Source organism: Acidovorax sp. GW823-FHT01C06 (genome assembly GCF_058798375.1).
This window is the reverse complement of the sequence record NZ_JBXAKN010000003.1, coordinates 472,671-485,636: the sequence shown is the minus strand read 5'-3', so window position 1 is coordinate 485,636 and position 12,966 is coordinate 472,671. Positions and strand designations below refer to the sequence as shown.

At 68.9% G+C, this 12,966-nt stretch carries 11 protein-coding genes and 1 pseudogene; 7 read left to right on the top strand and 5 right to left on the bottom strand.

All coding sequences use genetic code 11. The features are described 5' to 3' along the window. Positions 1–216 precede the first annotated feature (216 nt). The 3 genes from AC1RCS_RS10375 to AC1RCS_RS10365 all read right to left on the bottom strand — a co-directional run bounded on the left by AC1RCS_RS10375 (position 217) and on the right by AC1RCS_RS10365 (position 2,751). Positions 217–495 (bottom strand): hypothetical protein, encoded by a 279-nt coding sequence (locus AC1RCS_RS10375; protein ID WP_218297565.1) that lies wholly within the window; start codon positions 493–495, stop codon positions 217–219. 90 nt (positions 496–585) lie between these two features. Further along, positions 586–2,001 (bottom strand): dihydrolipoyl dehydrogenase, encoded by a 1,416-nt coding sequence (locus AC1RCS_RS10370; RefSeq protein ID WP_492244974.1) that lies wholly within the window; start codon positions 1,999–2,001, stop codon positions 586–588. Positions 2,002–2,157: 156 nt separating this feature from the next. Next, a complete protein-coding gene (locus tag AC1RCS_RS10365) occupies positions 2,158–2,751 on the bottom strand; it encodes an IMPACT family protein (protein WP_492244973.1) in 594 nt (197 codons plus the stop codon). A gap of 207 nt (positions 2,752–2,958) precedes the next feature. Here AC1RCS_RS10365 and AC1RCS_RS10360 point away from each other — a divergent pair, with 207 nt between their 5' ends. From AC1RCS_RS10360 to AC1RCS_RS10345, 4 genes are all read left to right on the top strand, one after another. After that, positions 2,959–3,156, top strand: a complete 198-nt coding sequence (locus tag AC1RCS_RS10360; protein WP_218295132.1) for a hypothetical protein — start codon at positions 2,959–2,961, stop codon at positions 3,154–3,156. Between the two features lie 186 nt (positions 3,157–3,342). After that, on the top strand, positions 3,343–3,918 hold the full coding sequence (locus AC1RCS_RS10355) for a TetR/AcrR family transcriptional regulator (RefSeq protein WP_218338666.1): 576 nt from the start codon (positions 3,343–3,345) through the stop codon (positions 3,916–3,918). Beyond that, positions 3,915–4,265 carry an SMR family transporter gene (locus AC1RCS_RS10350; protein ID WP_218295130.1) on the top strand — a complete coding sequence of 117 codons (351 nt, stop codon included), beginning with the start codon at positions 3,915–3,917 and terminating at the stop codon, positions 4,263–4,265. Before AC1RCS_RS10355 ends, AC1RCS_RS10350 begins: the two co-directional genes overlap by 4 nt. Before the next feature lie 179 nt (positions 4,266–4,444). Continuing rightward, a complete protein-coding gene (locus tag AC1RCS_RS10345) occupies positions 4,445–5,053 on the top strand; it encodes a pentapeptide repeat-containing protein (RefSeq protein WP_255590805.1) in 609 nt (202 codons plus the stop codon). A 33-nt stretch (positions 5,054–5,086) separates the two neighbouring features. Here AC1RCS_RS10345 and AC1RCS_RS10340 read toward each other — a convergent pair whose 3' ends face one another. After that, entirely contained in the window at positions 5,087–6,061 is a 975-nt protein-coding gene (locus AC1RCS_RS10340; RefSeq protein ID WP_492244972.1) for a bifunctional helix-turn-helix transcriptional regulator/GNAT family N-acetyltransferase, read from the bottom strand. A 191-nt stretch (positions 6,062–6,252) separates the two neighbouring features. Between AC1RCS_RS10340 and AC1RCS_RS10335 the strand changes: the two genes are divergently transcribed. From AC1RCS_RS10335 to AC1RCS_RS10325, 3 genes are all read left to right on the top strand, one after another. Continuing rightward, on the top strand, positions 6,253–8,667 hold the full coding sequence (locus tag AC1RCS_RS10335) for a YgiQ family radical SAM protein (protein WP_492244971.1): 2,415 nt from the start codon (positions 6,253–6,255) through the stop codon (positions 8,665–8,667). 28 nt (positions 8,668–8,695) lie between these two features. Beyond that, a complete protein-coding gene (locus AC1RCS_RS10330; RefSeq protein ID WP_492244970.1) occupies positions 8,696–9,487 on the top strand; it encodes a helix-turn-helix transcriptional regulator in 792 nt (263 codons plus the stop codon). An 86-nt stretch (positions 9,488–9,573) separates the two neighbouring features. After that, positions 9,574–10,644: a DMT family transporter gene (locus AC1RCS_RS10325; protein ID WP_492244969.1), complete on the top strand. Its 1,071-nt coding sequence runs from the start codon at positions 9,574–9,576 to the stop codon at positions 10,642–10,644. Between the two features lie 16 nt (positions 10,645–10,660). Here AC1RCS_RS10325 and AC1RCS_RS10320 read toward each other — a convergent pair. Beyond that, positions 10,661–12,385, bottom strand: a pseudogene (locus tag AC1RCS_RS10320) (EAL domain-containing protein); the annotation flags it as partial. Between the last annotated feature and the right edge of the window lie 581 nt (positions 12,386–12,966).

The following is a 12,966-nucleotide window of genomic DNA, read 5'->3' as shown; positions in this document are numbered from 1 at the left end:
GGCGGCTTTCCGGCTCGGACTCGCTCGGCACAGGATTCGGCCTCTCCGGAGTTTCGGGCTCGTGCGTCTGGGGTTTTGCGGGGATGGGATTGATCATGGCAGCCCCTTGGGTACGTTGAAAAATCATCCAGTGGGTCGCTTGGGCTGGCGCGCGGCAGTGCGGCGACGCGGCTGCACACCGGGTGGCCAGGGCAGAAGCTTCCTCGTAGCGGGATTTCACTGCCCGCCGGTCTTGCCTCCAGGATTTTGGGGGCCCGCGCCACGGTGGGACTTCGTCCAATCGTAGGGCGAGCCATCTGGCAGCCGCCGATCTGCCACCGTATTCACACCGGCATGCCCCACGCTCTCCGCCAGTTCGCTCGAGATGCACACATGGCGCTTTCCTTCCTTGCGTTTGATCTCGCACAGAGCCAGCGCGGCCTGGAGTTTTCCGGAGTCAAAAATCTCCATCCCAGGCACCCCGGGCTGTTCTTGCCAGTAGACGACGATACTCATGGTGGCTCGGCTTCCTATTTTTCTGTCCGGTGGTGCTCAGGCTATCTTCCCCGGGGAGGACTGGTTCGTGGTGTTGCTGCGCGCCCGCACTCACTCCAGCGCCGCCGCCCCAATGGCTCCGCACGCCGCCAGGTCGGACGCGCGAACCCCGGGCAACTGCCGTGCTGTGTCCCGAAGCGCCGTGCGCAAGCCTTCCTCCAGCGTGGGGTGGTAGAACGGCATGCCCAGCAGGTCATGCACCGTCAGTTTCTGCTGAATGGCCAATGCAAGCAGGTGGGCCATGTGTTCGCCCTGGGGCGCGCACATCTCGGCGCCCTGCAGACGGCCGGTGGCCCGGTCGGCGTGCAGGCAGATGCGCCCATGGTTGTGCTGGGCTGCCCGGGCCCGGCCCTGGTCGTCGAAGCTGGCCGTGCCCGTGATGGTGTGGACAGGGTCCATGTCGGCAAGGCGCTGGCCCACCATCGCGACGTTGGGATCGCAGAACACGATGGCCAGCGGGGTGCGGCGCTGAAAGCGCGCAGGTGTCTCCGCCAGGGCATTCATCCCGGCGATATGGCCTTCGTCGGCCGCCTCGTGCAGCAGCGGCACGTGGGCGTTCGCGTCCCCGGCCAGGAACACGGGCAGGCTGCCGATCTGCTGGGTCCGTGCATCCACCGTGGGCATGCCATGCTTGTCCAGCGGCACATCCAGGGTGTCCAGGCCCAGGTGCTCGATATTGGGTACGCGGCCCATGGCAGCGACGACCTGGTCCACCACCACGCGGTGGGAGCCGCTGCGCACTTCGATGCCGCCGGGCACTTCCCGCAGTTCGGCCGGGGCCCCGGCGTGCAGCACCATGTCCTTCTTGAGCAGCGCTGTCAGTTCGGCGTTGAGCGCCGGGTCGCTCAGGCCCGCCAGTGTGTCGCCGGTGGTGAAGGCGGCCACCTGCAGCCCGAGCCGGGCCAGCGCCTGGGAGATCTCCACGCCGATGGGCCCCATGCCAATCACGGCGATGCGGGGGCCGAGGCTGGGCTGCTCGAACAGGGTGTCGGTGGTGAGCATGCGGTCGCCAAACGCCAGCCATTCGTCCGGCACGCTCGGGCGCGAGCCGGTGGCGATGATGATGCTGCGCGTGGCATGGCGGGTGCCGTCGATGTCCACCGCGTGCGGGCCGGCCAGCGACGCGCGCCCGGATACCTGGGCGCTGCCCAGCCCGCTGGTGGCCTTCAGAACGCCCGCCACGAAATCATCGCGCAGGGCGCGCACGCGCCGCAGCACGGCCGGTATGTCGGCGGTCAGGGCCTGTGCGCCCCGCAGGCCGAATTCCTCGAATGCGTGGCGGCGGTGAAAGGCGTTGGCCGCCTCGATCAGTGCCTTGGAGGGCATGCAGCCTACCCGCGCGCAGGTGGTGCCCCAGGGCCCTTCGTTGACGATCAGGTAGCGGTCCGTGCGTTTGCGCACCTCGCGCAGGGCGGCCAGGCCGGCTGTGCCTGCGCCAATGATGATGGTGTCGAGCGGTTGGCTCATGGGTGGTTCCTTGGGAGCCCTGCAAACCCTGAGTGTCGCGGCCCGGCCGCGCGGCGCTTGTAGGCGCAAAGGCCTTTGTTGGTTCCCCCTGCCCGGGCAGCGCGGCGTGGCCGGCGAAGCCCTTGCCCTCGCGGCCGCCCCGAAAGGTGCCGTCGTTCAGGCCGCCGGCTCGGTCCAGCCCACGCGGCCCTGGCCGCAGTCGTTGATGCGCTGCACGAAGGCCGCGGCCCGCGCTTCGGGCAGGCGCAGCTGCACGGTGACCAGGCTGCCATGCCGCACCTCTGACAGTTCGGCCCCGGCCAGGTCGATTTCGCGGCGCAGCAGGCCTTCCAGGGCGTAGGGCACCAGGCACTGCAGGGTTGTCATGCGCTGCAGCGTGACCTTGGGGGCGGTGAGCAGTGCCTGGGCCACCGTGTCGGTGTAGGCGCGCACGAGGCCGCCCGCTCCCAGCTTCACGCCGCCAAAGTAGCGCACCACCGTGGCCAGCACCCCCTCCAGGTCCTGGTGGCGCAGCACGTCGAGCATGGGCCGCCCGGCCGTGCCCCCGGGTTCGCCGTCATCCACCGCCGCCGACTGGCCGCCCGCCAGCAGGGCCCAGCAGATGTGCGCGGCACCAGGGTGCTGCTTCCACAGCGCATCCACCGCGGCCTGCGCGCTGGCGCGGTCGGCCATGGGCTGCACGCAGCCGATGAACCGGCTTTTCTTGATGACAAGTTCGCTGCGCGCGGGCGCGGCCAGAGTGTGGGGCATGGGGCGCAGAGTGTAAGGGGGCGGCCCGTGTGTGAAAAAAGTCACAGCCCAGGGCCGTGGGAAGGGGTACGCCCGCGTGAAACGCCCGCGACCGTGTGTTCTGTCACACAGGAGTGCGGCGCGGATTCCTACACTGCGCATTGAAGCCCTGACTTACGCTGGCGCTCAGTTTTTTGCAGCGTCGAAGCCTTATAAAAAGGAACCGCCATGTTCGCCATCCCGTTCACCGCCCCGTCGCATGCCGCCTGGGGCCACCATCTGTTTGGCAGGTTCCTGTCGCGCTCGGCACCGCCCGCTGCTGGCGTGGCGGTTGCGCAGGCCATGCCTGCCGAGGCCGAAGCCGCGGTGGCGGAGGACGCGTTCCCGGATCTGGCGCAGCGGGTGCGTGAAGTCGGGGAATGGTAGCCAGGGCGACGGCGCTCGACCGGCGGCCCCGCCCTGTCCAGCACCTGGGCGCCTTCCTTCTTCTTGGATAGCGGCAATGCAGGGCCGTGCATGGCCACGGAAAGTCCCCACGGTTCCCTGCGGGCTTTCGTCGATATCGGCCTGGCTCCTCGGTACAATAAACAATCCATCTGGATGGTTTGTTGAATGACCGAAGCACATCGCCGCCAAAAACAGCCTGAACTGATCCGCAGCCAATTGCTGGCCGTGGTCCGGGAACTCCTGGTGCGGGAGGGCCCCCACGCCGTCACGCTCGATGCCGTGGCCCAGCGGGCCCACGTGACCAAGGGCGGGCTCCAGCACCACTACCGCAGCAAGCAGGCCCTGCTGGATGCGCTGTCGGACCAGCTCTTCGAGGAGTTTGAACAGTGTTTTGCGAAAGCGCTGGACCAGGAAGAGGACACGCCCGGGCGCCATGCGCGTGCCTACATCAGGACCTGCTTTGACAGCGGCTCGGACAGCCGCCAGGTGGAGACGCAGCGGGCGATCGGCCTGCTGGCCCTGACGTCCGCGCCGTGCCGCCAGCGGTGGCATGCCGCGATGGCGGCGGCACTGAAGGCCGACGGCGACGATCCCCACACGGCCAATGTGCTGCTGGCCTGCCGCCTGGCGGGAGACGGGTTCTGGTTCGCGCAGATGCTCGATGTCTACGCACTCGACCAGCCGCGCAAGGCCGCCATCCTGGACATCCTCCTGTCCCTGTGCCAAGGAGGCCGGCCATGACCTGGAGCACGTCCGCGGGCACCTATCTGATCCTGGGCGCCGCCATCTTGCTGGAGGTGCTGGGCACCACGGCACTGAAGGCCTCCGAGGGATTCACCCGGCTGGTGCCGAGCACGGTCACCGCGGTGGCCTACATGGCGTCGTTCTACCTGCTCTCGCTGGCGCTCAAGACGCTGCCGATGGGCATTGCCTATGCGGTCTGGTCCGGTGTGGGCATCGTGCTGATCTCCACCGTGGGCTGGGTGTACTACGGCCAGCGCCTGGATCTGCCGGCCGTGATCGGGCTGGGCCTGATCGTGGCGGGTGTCCTGGTGGTGAACCTGTTTTCCCACAGCGTGGGCCACTGAGCAGCCGCCAAGGCGGCCCGGCTTGCGGCCTCGCGGCATGTCCTATCCACCGATTCCCGTTTTTGTACCTGTTTCCCATGAACCTGCGACCTTCCCCGTCCGCCGGGCCTTTCTGCGTCACTGGCCAGACACCTTCGAGAGCGCAGCTGCAAGCGCTGCTGGCGGCAGGACATCCTGCCTTGCACTTTGAGCAATGCGACTTCGACGGGCTGGACCTGGCGGGCCTGCCGCTGCGCGGCGCCCAGTTCATTGGCTGTTCGTTCCTCGGGACCTCCCTGGACAAGGCGGATCTTGGCGGCACACGCTGGCTGGACTGCCGGGCAGGGCAGGCGCAGTTCCGCCTGGCGGACCTTACCGAGGCGCGCTTTCACCGCTGCGACCTGAACAACACCTCCTGGGACCGCGCCAACCTGGCCTCGGCACGGTTCGCCGAAGTCAAGCTCACCGGCGCGCATTTTCGCGAGGCCGGCACGCTGGGGCTGGGTTTTCACGATTCGCTGCTGGTGGGGGCCGACCTGCGCGGCGTCTCGTTTCGCAAGCAGACGGTGGAGCAGCTGGACCTGTCGGATGCCGATCTGGCCGGGTGCGATTTTCGGGATGCTGTGTTCGAAGGAGGAAGCCTGCGCGATGCGCACCTGAAGAACGCGCGCTTTGATGGCGCGGACCTGCGGTCGGTCGACCTGGGCGGGCTGCGCATCGCGCACCTGGCGCAGTCTTTCAAGGGCGCCATCATCTCGGCCGACCAGGCGGGGGTGCTGGTCAGCGAGCTGGGCATCCGGGTGGTGTGAAGCCGGCGAGGCGGCCGGATCGCCGGCGCTTTTCTACAGCCTGAGCTCCCAGGTTTCGCCCACGGCCTGCTGGCCGAAGCCCTCGTAGGGTTCCGACTTGACCAGCTTGAACCCGCGTTTGGCGTAGATGCCGCGCGCGGCCGTCAGGCAGCTATTGGTCCACAGCACCATTTTCCGGTAGCCCTTGGCCCGCGCGAACGCGATGCACTCGTCGGTCAGGCGGGCGCCCAGCCCCAGGCCGCGCGCCCGGGGCGACAGGATGAGCATCCGCAACTGGGCCGTGCTGGTGGACTTGCGCACCACGAACACGGCGCCCACGCGTTCGCCCTCCAGTTCGGCGATCCAGCACCGTTCCCAGCCCGGCTGGAACTTGCGCACGAACTGCGCGGCGATGTCCGCCACCAGTGCCTCGAAGCGGCTGTCCCAGCCGTACTCGCGCCAGTAGATTTCGCCATGCTGCTGCACCACCCAGCCGATGTCGCCGGGCACGGGGTCGCGCAGCACGGCCACCTTGGGCGCCGCCGCAGCGCCGCTGGCGGGCTCCAGCAAGGCCTCGATGCGTTGCATGGCGTCCACCAGTTCGTGCCGCCGGGCCGGCGGCAACGGGGCAAGCAGCGCGGCGGCTTCGTCGCGCGAGCGCTGCTGCAGCGGTTCGAACGCAGCGCGCCCGGCAGGGGTGAGCGTGAGCACGCTCTGGCGCGCATCACGGGCGCTGGCGCTGCGCAGGATCCAGCCCGCGCCTTCAAAACGCCGCAGGATCCGGCTCAGGTACCCGCCGTCCAGGCCCAGGTCCCGGGCCAGCTCGCTGGCGACCGGCGCGTCGCGGTGGGCCAGCTCGTACAGCACGCGCACGTCGGTCAGCGAGAGATCGCTGCCCAGGTACGGGTCCAGCACGCCCACGCGGCGGGTGAAGAAGCGATTGAACCTGCGCACGGCCTTCACGGCGTCGGCGGCGACGGGCGCGCTGCCTGTGGCTGCGCTGGCCTGGGAGGATGGATTCGTGCTCATATATGCCTTTGTCATGTAATTAATTGACAAAAGCAAGTATATGCCTGATCTCCATCAAACCTTGGGGAGTGAAGGGCAAGTGCGTTCGGGGCGACAAAACACGCCTGCCAACGTAAAATCACGGGTTATCCACCACAGCCGCGCCCCACGAGGCCCCATCCGCACATGGGCTGGCCGCGCTCCCCATCTGAATGAACGCCCCCGTCGACGTCTCCTTTTTTGCGCGTGCCGCAAAGCCATTGACCAGCTACCGCCCGTACTGGGCCAAGCGCTTTGGCACGGCCCCGTTCTTGCCGATGAGCCGCGCCGAGATGGACAAGCTGGGCTGGGACAGCTGCGACATCATCCTGGTGACGGGCGATGCGTATGTGGACCACCCGAGCTTCGGCATGGCCGTGATCGGCCGCACGCTGGAGGCCCAGGGCTTTCGCGTGGGCATCATCGCCCAGCCCGACTGGCAAAGCGCCGAGCCCTTCAAGGTGCTGGGCAAGCCCAACCTGTTCTGGGGCGTGACGGCGGGCAACATGGACTCGATGATCAACCGGTACACGGCCGACCGGAAGATCCGCAGCGACGACGCCTACACGCCCGGCGACATTGGCGGCAAGCGCCCCGACCGCGCGGCCATCGTTTACAGCCAGCGCTGCCGCGAGGCGTTCAAGGACGTGCCCATCATCCTGGGCGGCATCGAAGGCAGCCTGCGCCGCATCGCGCACTACGACTACTGGAGCGACAAGGTGCGCCGCTCCATCGTGGTGGACAGCAAGTGCGACCTGCTGCTGTACGGCAACGCCGAGCGCGCCCTGGTCGAGGTGGCGCACCGCATCGCCGCGCGCGAGCCGGTCGAGCAGATCACCGATGTGCGTGGCACGGCCTTCGTGCGCCGGCCCGACGACGAGAGCGGCAAGGGCTGGTTCGAGATCGATTCCACCAGCGTGGACGAGCCCGGGCGCGTGGAGGCCCACGTCAACCCCTACATGACGACCAGCGAGCAGGCGGCGGCGCAGGGCAGCACCTGCAGCAAGGAGAATGCTCCTGATTCTGTAGCTTTTGGCGCAGATCCATCAAGCGCTGGAGGCCAAAAAGACCTTCAAACGGCTGAACCCAACCCCGCCATCCAGCCCATGCTGTTCGTGGCCAACCCGGCGCTCAAGGCGAAGCTCAAGGTGCCGCCGCGCGACAGGAGCGTGATCCGCCTGCCCAGCTACGAGCAGGTCAAGAGCGACCCGGTGCTGTACGCCCATGCCAACCGCGTGCTGCACCTGGAGACCAACCCCGGAAACGCCCGCGCGCTGGTGCAGGCGCACGGCGAGGGTGCCACCGCCCGCGACGTATGGATCAACCCGCCGCCCATCCCGCTGACCACGGCCGAGATGGACCACGTGTTCGACCTGCACTACGCGCGCGGCCCGCACCCGAGCTATGCCGACGAGAACGGCAGCCACGACGGCGCGACCAAGATCCCCGCGTGGGAGATGATCCGGTTCTCGATCAACATCATGCGCGGCTGCTTTGGCGGCTGCACCTTCTGCTCGATCACCGAGCACGAGGGCCGCATCATCCAGAGCCGTTCCGAGGATTCGATCATCCAGGAGATCGAGGACATCCGCGACAAGGTCAAGGGCTTCACCGGCACCATCAGCGATCTGGGCGGCCCCACGGCCAACATGTACCGCCTGGGCTGCAAGAGCCCCGAAATCGAGGCCGCCTGCCGCAAGCCCAGCTGCGTGTACCCGGGCATCTGCTCCAACCTGGGCACCAACCACGACCCGCTGATCAAGATCTACCGCCGGGGCCGCGCGCTCAAGGGCATCAAGAAGATCCTCATCGGCTCGGGCCTGCGCTACGACCTGGCCGTGAAGAGCCCCGAGTACGTGAAGGAACTGGTGCAGCACCACGTGGGTGGGTATCTGAAGATCGCGCCCGAGCACACCGAGCAGGGCCCGCTCACCAAGATGATGAAGCCGGGCATCGGCAGCTATGACAAGTTCAAGCAGATGTTCGAGAAGTTCAGCGAAGAGGCGGGCAAGAAGCAGTTCCTGATCCCGTACTTCATCGCCGCGCACCCGGGCACCAGCGACGAGGACATGATGAACCTCGCCATCTGGCTCAAGAAGAACGGTTTTCGCGCCGACCAGGTGCAGACCTTCTACCCGAGCCCCATGGCCACGGCCACGGCCATGTACCACAGCAACAAGAACCCGCTGCGCAAGATCACGCGCGAGAGCGAGACCGTGGACATCGTGCGTGGCGAAAAGCGCCGCCGCCTGCACAAGGCCTTCCTGCGCTACCACGACCCGAACAACTGGCCCCTGCTGCGCGACGCGCTCAAGGCCATGGGCCGGGCTGACCTCATTGGCAACGGCAAGCACCACCTGATCCCGACCTTCCAGCCGCTGACCGATGGCGGCTACCAGAGCGCCCGGCGCAAGAATTCCACTCCCACCGGTGCCAAGGCTGCCGTGGTGCCCGCATCGCGCAGCGTGCAGCAGCCCACCAAGGGCCGCATCCTGACCCAGCACACCGGCCTGCCACCGCGCGTGACAGGGGGCGCCACCGCGCCCGGCGGCGGCAAGAGCGGCAAGGCATTCAAGAAGGCCCGCTAGGCGGGCCGCCACGCGCGCCACACCCGCCATGCCCCAGCAACGCACCCTGCTGCACGCCGGCGCCGCATGGAAGGTCGAGCGGGTTCTCAAGCATGCCGCGCCCGTGCGGTGGAGCGCGACCTACGAAGCAGCCTCCGGGCGCTGGGTGCTGCCCATGGACGGGCTGTCCGAGTTCCAGATGGCAGGGCAGGTGGTCCTGCTCGACGGCCTGACGGCCCTGGGTTTGCCGCAGGGGCTGCCCTACCAGATGCGGCCCCTGCAGCCCACGCCGCAGACCAGCATCGTGGTGAGCACGCAGGGGAATGGGCCGGTGGGCGCCCCGGGCAACCAGAACAACCTGTGGCCGCGCGTGCGCATGCTCACGCCGCGCCTGCTGTGGCGCCTGCGCATGCACTGGCGGGCGCTGGCCGATGGGCGCCCGCTGCCCGCCGGGGGCGCGGCGTTCGATGTGCTGCAGGGCACGCCGCCGCATTCGGCGCCGCGGACGGTAGGGCGCGCGCGGCGCTTCATGGCCCAACGGGTGGCCCTGGCCGATGGCGAGCGGTGGTCCCTGCAGGATGCGGCGGACGCGGCCGGCTGCTCGGCGTTTCACCTCGCCCACCTGTTTCGGCGGCATCTGGGCCTGGGCCTGCACGGCTACCGCCAGCGCCTGCGGATGGCGGCCGCGCTGCAGCGGCTGGAGGCGGGTGAATCGGACCTGGCCGCGCTGGCGCACGACCTGGGGTACTGCAGCCAGAGCCACCTGGGCGCTGTCTTTCGCGCCGAGGTGGGCGTGACGCTGGCGCAGGCGCGGTCCGCGCTGCAGGGGCGGGGCGGGTAGACCCCGCGAAAGCCTGCCAAGCCCGCGGCCGCGCGAAGCGCAGGATTCTGATATCCCGCCGGGGCCATGGGCGCGAGACTGGCGCCATGTCCTCTTCTGCGTTTTCCATTTCTCGCATTTTTCACGCGCGGCCTGCATCGCCGGCCCGGAACCTGGCCATCGGGGTGCTGGCCGCGCTGGCAGCGGCCCTTGTGGGCAGCGGCTGGCAGATCGTCACGCGCCACGGCGTCACCACGTCGCTCGGGCCGGTGGAGCTGGCCGTGCTGCGCTATGGCGTTCCCGCGCTGGTGCTGGCCCCGCTGTGGTGCCGGCGCACCGGATGGCCCGCCGCGATGTCCCTGGGACGGCTGGCCCTGCTGGTGCTGGGGGGCGGGCTGCCCTTTGGCCTGCTGGTGCTGGCGGGGGCACGCTGGGCGCCGGCGGCGCACATGGGCATCTTCATGGGCGGCTGCATGCCGCTGTTCGTGGCGCTGGGCGGGCGGCTGGTGCAGGGCGACAGGCTGGGGCGCCTGCGCGTGCTGGGCCTGGTGCTGATGGCGCTGGGCGTGGCGGCGCTGGGCCTGGGGGTGTGGCGCGATGGCCTGGCGTCCTGGCGCGGGGATCTGCTGTTTGTGCTGGCGGCCGTGCTGTGGGCCGCCTACACGCTGGCGTTTCGGGGCTGTGGACTGTCGCCCTGGCAGGGGGCCGCCCTGGTGAACCTGGGATCTGCGGTGCTGCTGGTGCCCGTGGTGATTGCCTGGGGCGCCCCGCGCCTGGTGACGGCACCCTGGACCGACGTGGCCTTCCAGGCGCTGGGGCAGGGTGTGATGGCCGGTGTGCTGGGGCTGGTGGCCTACACGGTGGCCATTGCACGGCTGGGTGCCGCCCGCGCGGCGCTGTCCGCCGCGCTGGTGCCCGTGCTCACGGCGCTGGGCGCGGCCTGGCTGCTGGGAGAGGTGCCGCAGCGCAGTGCCTGGGCGGCACTGGCGCTGGTGGTCCCCGGCGTGGTGCTGGCCAGCGGCGCCGTCGTGCCGGGGCGCCTGGCAGCGGACCTCAGGCGGCGTGCCGCGCGTCGGGGAGCGCGGCGCCACCCGCCGGCGGTACCGCCTGGCCCAGGCACTCGCCCAGCGGAAGGGGCCGCGCCACCGCGTAGCCCTGGGCATAGTCCACGCCGATGAGCCGCAGCGCGTCCACGATGGCGGCGCTCTCGGCGAACTCGGCGATGGTCTGCTTGCCCATCACATGGCCGATGCGGTGGATCATTTCCACCATGGCGCGGCTGGTGGGGTCCTGCAGCATGTCCTTCACGAAGGCGCCGTCGATCTTGAGGTAGTTGACCGGCAGGTGCTTGAGATAGGTGAAGGACGACATGCCCGCGCCGAAGTCGTCCAGCGCGAACCGGCAGCCCAGCTGCTGCAGCTCTTTCATCAGGCGCACGGCGTTGGGCAGGTGCGAGATGGCGCTGGTCTCGGTGATCTCGAAGCACAGCAGTGCGGGGTCCAGGCCGGATTCGGTGAGGGTGGTGCGGATGTACTTGAGCAGGCTGTCGTCGCCCAGGCTGGTGCCCGACAGGTTGATGGCGCAGGTGTGCAGCGGCAGGGCGCCCGGCGTGCGCTGGTGTAGCGCCAGCGCCTGCAGCGTGTGCCGGATCACCCAGCGGTCGATGGAGGGCATCATTCCGTAGTGCTCGGCGGCCGGGATGAAGGTGCCGGGCGCCACGAGCTGGCCGTCTTCCTCGCGCAGCCGCAGCAGCACCTCCATGTGCAAACCCTCTTCAGCGTGGACCTGCAGCGCGCCGATGGCCTGCGCGTGCAGCTGGAAGCGGTCGTGCTCCAGCGCCAGGCGCAGGCGCCGCACCCAGTCCATGTCGCCTTCGCGCCGGGTCATCTCGATGTCCTCGGGCTGGTAGATGAACACCCGGTTGCGGCCGCCCTCCTTGGCGCGGTAGCAGGCCATGTCGGCCACGCGCATCGCTTCCTGTATGGACGTGAGCGCGGGGATGAGCTGCACCATGCCGATGGAGAGGCCGGTCGTGAGGTGCTGGCCCTCCCATGCCAGCCGCAGGTCCTGGCCAGCCTGGCGCAGCTGCTCGGCGATGCGCGCCGAGGGCCCGGCGGGGCAGTCCTTGAGCAGGATGCCGAACTCGTCCCCGCCCAGCCGCGCCAGCGTGTCGCCCTCGCGCAGGTGGCTTTGCAGCATGCGGCAGACCTCGCGCAGCATCTCGTCGCCCGCCTGGTGGCCGCAGGTGTCGTTGATGAGCTTGAACTGGTCCATGTCCACGTAGAGCAAGGAGCCCTCGCGGCCCGGCTGGCGCGGGCGGCTGAGCAAGGCCTCGAGCCGGTGCTCGAACTCGCGCCGGTTGACCAGGCCCGTCAGCGCGTCGTGGCTGGCCTGCCAGGAGAGCTGTTCCACGTAGTGCTGTTCGCGCGTGACGTCGTGCAGTACCAGCACCGCGCCGGTCACGGTGCCCTGGTGCTGGATGGGCGAACCCACCAGTTTCACCGGCACGACGGTCTGGCCGGGGCGCACGATGGTGCGGTTGATGTCGTCCTGCGTTCCCTTGGCGCTCCTTGCGCCGCCCGCGTTCGCGGCGCCGTGGCTGCCCTGCCGCAGTATCTGCTCGATGAGCGTCCCGGCGGCCTGGGGCCGGGGGTCTTCGCCATCGAACTTCAGGGCCTCGTCCAGCGGTTTTCCCACGGCCTGCTGGGCGCTGCAGGCCAGCAGCTGCTCCGCCGCCGGGTTCATGTACATCACTTCGCCATGGATGTTGGTCGTCACCACCCCGTCGCCGATGGCGGTGAGCGTGGTGCGTGCCTGCTCGCGCTCCGCGCTGAGCGCCTGCTCCACGCGCCGGCGCTGCGCCAGCAGGGTGTGGGTGTGCCACAGGGTCAGCAGGATCAGGGTGGCCGCGATGCCCATGTTGGTCCACATCAGCAGCGCCACGATGCGGCGCGAGCTGTCTCCCAGGGCCTCGCTGAAGGCGCGGGCGGCGGGGGTGACTCCCGCATTGATGTCGCGGATGGCGGTTTGCCACTGCGCGCGGGTATCGTCGTCCACCGAACCCAGCTCGGTATCGTGGCGGATCTCGTGGGACAGGTCGCGCAGCGCATTGATGTATTCGTCTCCCACCAGCCAATGCTGGATCGGCTTTTGAACGATGTCGAAATGGTGGAGGTAGCGCAGCAGCCAGATGAGTCCGTCGATGTCCTGCGGATGGTTGCCCCCGCGCAGGAAACCCTCGCGTGCCAGATCGACCTGCACCTGCCCGGGTTGCAGGGCCAGGCGGGCCGCCCGGTCTCCCAGCGGAATATCGATGGCCTGCGTGAACAGCGCGAATGCCTGGGGCGAGCCATTGGCCGCGTACTGGCCCAGGTAATAGATGGCATCCTTTTGCCCCTTCGTCCACAGGCTTTCGCCGGCGACGAAACCGCGCACGGTGGACAGCACGTACAGGCTGGCGGTGGCGCAGGCGGCCAGCAGCAGCACCATCACGATGAAGG

Bases quoted from the DNA above. Each gene is read 5' to 3' on its own strand.
- AC1RCS_RS10375 (WP_218297565.1), bottom strand. From the start codon at position 495: ATGAGTATCGTCGTCTACTGGCAAGAACAGCCCGGGGTGCCTGGGATG.
- AC1RCS_RS10335 (WP_492244971.1), top strand. From the start codon at position 6,253: ATGAACGCCCCCGTCGACGTCTCCTTTTTTGCGCGTGCCGCAAAGCCA.
- AC1RCS_RS10370 (WP_492244974.1), bottom strand. From the start codon at position 2,001: ATGAGCCAACCGCTCGACACCATCATCATTGGCGCAGGCACAGCCGGC.
- AC1RCS_RS10360 (WP_218295132.1), top strand. From the start codon at position 2,959: ATGTTCGCCATCCCGTTCACCGCCCCGTCGCATGCCGCCTGGGGCCAC.
- AC1RCS_RS10350 (WP_218295130.1), top strand. From the start codon at position 3,915: ATGACCTGGAGCACGTCCGCGGGCACCTATCTGATCCTGGGCGCCGCC.
- AC1RCS_RS10355 (WP_218338666.1), top strand. From the start codon at position 3,343: ATGACCGAAGCACATCGCCGCCAAAAACAGCCTGAACTGATCCGCAGC.
- AC1RCS_RS10330 (WP_492244970.1), top strand. From the start codon at position 8,696: ATGCCCCAGCAACGCACCCTGCTGCACGCCGGCGCCGCATGGAAGGTC.
- AC1RCS_RS10340 (WP_492244972.1), bottom strand. From the start codon at position 6,061: ATGAGCACGAATCCATCCTCCCAGGCCAGCGCAGCCACAGGCAGCGCG.
- AC1RCS_RS10365 (WP_492244973.1), bottom strand. From the start codon at position 2,751: ATGCCCCACACTCTGGCCGCGCCCGCGCGCAGCGAACTTGTCATCAAG.
- AC1RCS_RS10325 (WP_492244969.1), top strand. From the start codon at position 9,574: ATGTCCTCTTCTGCGTTTTCCATTTCTCGCATTTTTCACGCGCGGCCT.